Source organism: Vibrio sp. B181a (genome assembly GCF_030248375.1).
Taxonomy (GTDB): Bacteria; Pseudomonadota; Gammaproteobacteria; order Enterobacterales; family Vibrionaceae; genus Vibrio; species Vibrio campbellii.
The window spans coordinates 1-3,457 of sequence record NZ_JAHGAD010000033.1; the positions used below are offsets into that span (position 1 = coordinate 1).

2 protein-coding genes are annotated in these 3,457 nt (G+C 54.6%); both read right to left on the reverse strand.

Going from position 1 to position 3,457, the window contains the following annotated elements; genetic code table 11:
- On the reverse strand, positions 1-665 hold a 665-nt coding region (locus KIO97_RS15425), incomplete at its 3' end, for a TraU family protein (RefSeq protein ID WP_285383359.1).
- The gene (locus KIO97_RS15430; RefSeq protein WP_285383361.1) at positions 662-3,376 is read right to left on the reverse strand and encodes a conjugative transfer ATPase; all 2,715 of its coding nucleotides are present in this window, start codon (positions 3,374-3,376) and stop codon (positions 662-664) included. The genes KIO97_RS15425 and KIO97_RS15430, both read right to left, overlap by 4 nt.
- Between the last annotated feature and the right edge of the window lie 81 nt (positions 3,377-3,457).

Here is a 3,457-nt window from a genome sequence, read left to right on the forward strand (position 1 = left end):
CCGCGGCGAGTCACCACATGCAGGGCGCGAAACGCGCTCAGCGCCGCGGATTTAAAGGGGTGGCGCTGCAGCACAAAGCCGCCACGCGGATACACATCCCCAAAGTTACCCAGCGCATCGGCCAGTGGGTTCCATGCCTCTATCGACAATGCATCTGGCAGGTTGTAGCGCCAACCGAGCGGGTCAAGGCTGGAGAGGTAATGCGGCATCATTGGCGTGACTTGAGAGCGAATAAAAAAGCCAAAGCCTGCGAGCAATGAGAACACGCTTTGCCCGCCAGGGTGGCCAATCACATCGGTGTTATAAAACCGCAGCGAGGTGTTATCGAGCCCTTGTACGCTGCGTCTGGCGCTGTGACCGCCGTTTTCTGAATACGGATTGTCAGGAGACATCCAGGCGGTGTCTTGCCAAGGCGCTTGCCCGGTTTCGCCATAGCTCATCACCACAAAATCAGGGAGTCGATGTTTGACTTTGATGGAGGTACTCGTGCTGCATCCGACAGGTGTGCAGGTCATCCACAGGCAGGTGCCAATGATTTGATAATCCAAGCAGTCTGGGCAGAGTGCGCTGGCGATGACCTCTGGGGTCGTCACGCTTTGTGCGGTGGCGGTATGGTGATACAGCAGGCTGGCACACAGCGTGAGAGCGAGGGCTTGCTTGCTCATGACCACTCCCCTTGATACTCACGTCTGGCTTGCTCAATTTGATGGGCTTTGAGTAGACCGGCGTCCAGCTCATCGATATTCTGCTCGTCCATTAACGCTTTGCGTGCCTTTTTCGACGGCCCATCCGTTTCACCCAGTGCCAGATACAATGCCGGGGGCACAATTCGAAAGCGTTGCATCAAGGTATTGTCCATGCCCGTCACGACGCCTTCTTTGTATTTGTGTTTTTCCGATTGCATGGAGCGAATGAGCTCCTTTTCGCTGTCCGAGAGCTTTTTAAACGCTTCTAGGTTTTTTATTTCATCTTCGGGCATGTTGAGCATGACCCACCACTCGGCGTTATTGAGCATCTTGCGTGCAATGGACGGGAAGTCGGCTAAATCTTGGGTGGCGAGCCAGAACCAGGCCGACAGTTTTCGCCACATCTTGACAATTTTTACCGCATACGGTGCCAGTAACTCATTGGTGACAATGAGGTGCGCCTCATCGGTCAGCGTCACAATGTCTCGTCCTGTGTATTGGTCGCGTTCGGCAATGCCGTTGATGCGGTTAATCAAGGAAATGTACGCCGCCGCCATTTGGGCTTCGTAACCGGTCTTGGCGTATAACCCCAAATCAATGATGGTCACATCGGCCTCCGGCCAGTTTTCGGCTTCTTGGTTAAACACTTGACCTTCCAGTCCGTCACAGAAAAATGCAATGGCTTCGCCCATCACGCGAGCGCGCTCGCGACGTGCTTCTGGTCGAGTGGCCTCTTCACTGAACGCGATGAGGGCGTCTTTGATGTGGGAAGGGCGAACTTGCTCTTGTGTTTGATGACATCGCTCAGCAGCGGCTTTGAGGGCTTCACGCACCATGGAGGAGTCCGCGCGGCGATAGTCGTTGATTTCACGTTGCTCACCCCCGGTTATCATCAGTCTGGCCATGATTTCCAGCTCCCCCAAGATGTCTCGCTCTTCATCGTCTTCGGAGTCGTGGTCATTGAGACGCTCAATGTCGAGCGCGCTATCGTCGCTGACGTGAGGTACGGCTTGACCAACCAGGTGTTTGGCATCGGCGAACGGCGCCATTAATCCTTGAGAGTGGGCGTTGACCTGAATACGATTCACGCTCAGCCCATAGCGCTCACAAAACTGGCCAAACAAACCAAAACTGTTACCGGCTTCAATGATGAACAGACGTGGGCGTTTCATCGCCAGTAACCGCAAACACATTCCGACTAACGTGGCCGACTTGCCCGAGCCCGACGGTCCGAACAGATTTAAGTGACCGTTCGAGAGAAAATCGCCCAGCGGATCAAAGCCAAACAGCTCTCCGCCTCGGTTGTAATAGTGGAACAAATCACTACCAGTACCGGTGGCGCGGCCAAACAGTGGAGACAGGCGCAGCATGTCTTCCAGCCACACCCAACCGCAGTACCAGAGTTTGTCGTCTTGCTCGGGATGGTAATTCATTGGCAACCAGCGCAGGTAGCTGTCCAATGGGGATTCTTGGTCGCTGTTTTTGATAAAGCGCAGAGAGAGGTTACGGCCGTTGAATGCGGCTCGTAATGAATCGGTGCGGTCTTCAATGTCATGCACACTGTCCCCTTGGATATAAAAGGCCAGTTGGCCGCGCCAAAGGGGGTGCTTTTCAATATGCACATTAAAATCATCACACGCTTCTCGCTGCGCTTCCAGTTCGGGCTCATCGCCGACCGCTGCGTCTTTGATGGTTTTAATGCGCGCTCGGGCCTGCGCTTTACTTTGTGCGATGAGCGTCATCGACAGCATGGTGCCCGGTGGCAGTTCATCAAACACGACGTTTTGAGGGCGGCGGTCGCCATCCTCCGCGACCTCACCAAAGACGGCGCCCGCCAGAAACGATTCGTTATCCCACGTATCGAGTTCCATAACGCGCATGCCGACAGTTTTATCCCCCTCAAACCACCACAGGCCGTTTTCGACATCCGAGCGAATACCACTTCGCAGTAACCGCTCAGAAAAATCCTGGTCAATCACGCTGCGCGCCGGGCGATAACGCAGTGTTTCGCCGCGAATACCGGACGGATTGAAGAACGGTGCCAGCCAAGCGTGGATGCTTTCCCCTGTGCTGGATTGGATGGCAATGCCTTGGTCGTTAAACGTGCTAGGAGAGAGTAAGCGACGTCGAATGCTTCGCAGTTCTCTGAGATTCTTTTGTTGTTGTTCGAGGGTGGCGCTTTCGGGCATCCATCGATACACCGCCAGGCGAACTTGACGCTCACGCGCTCGCCAGGGACGACTGTCTACCGCAAAAATCCCTTGCTCACGGCCAATTAGGTCAAAATGGCGTTTATCCACATCCAGAACGGCGCGCGTGAAGTCGTCTTTGATACGGGCGTTATCCCACAGCGTCTGTGTTATATCGCCAAAGTTGTCCACATCGCGTGCGAAGAGTTGAACCACCCAAGGGTGGTCTTCATCAACCAGAGAGGTCAGCGAATGCGCGACACTACGAATGATTTTGTTTAATTCATCTTGGGTTTTGTCTTCGGTGGTCACGGGGGTGATGTCAAAAAACAGGCCCATCGATCGGCCATCTTCCAGCTGCACCAGACCTTTATCGCTGACGTTAATCCAAGGCAGGTTGGCCGCAAACGACGGCGGCACGCTGTAATCCAGTCCCGGCGCTTCCAGCGCTTTGCCTTCGGTGAAAAAGTCGCTCACTGAGTGTTTGATTCGATTTAGCATCACCAATGCTCCTTGGGTAAGTTGGCCGAGCTGCCTAGCGGCGTGGCGTAATGCACGCGCTCATAAAGCGGAAACACGGTG

What these genes read in the sequence shown, in the direction of transcription:
- KIO97_RS15430 (WP_285383361.1), bottom strand. Translation starts at nt 3,376, where the DNA reads ATGCTAAATCGAATCAAACACTCAGTGAGCGACTTTTTCACCGAAGGC.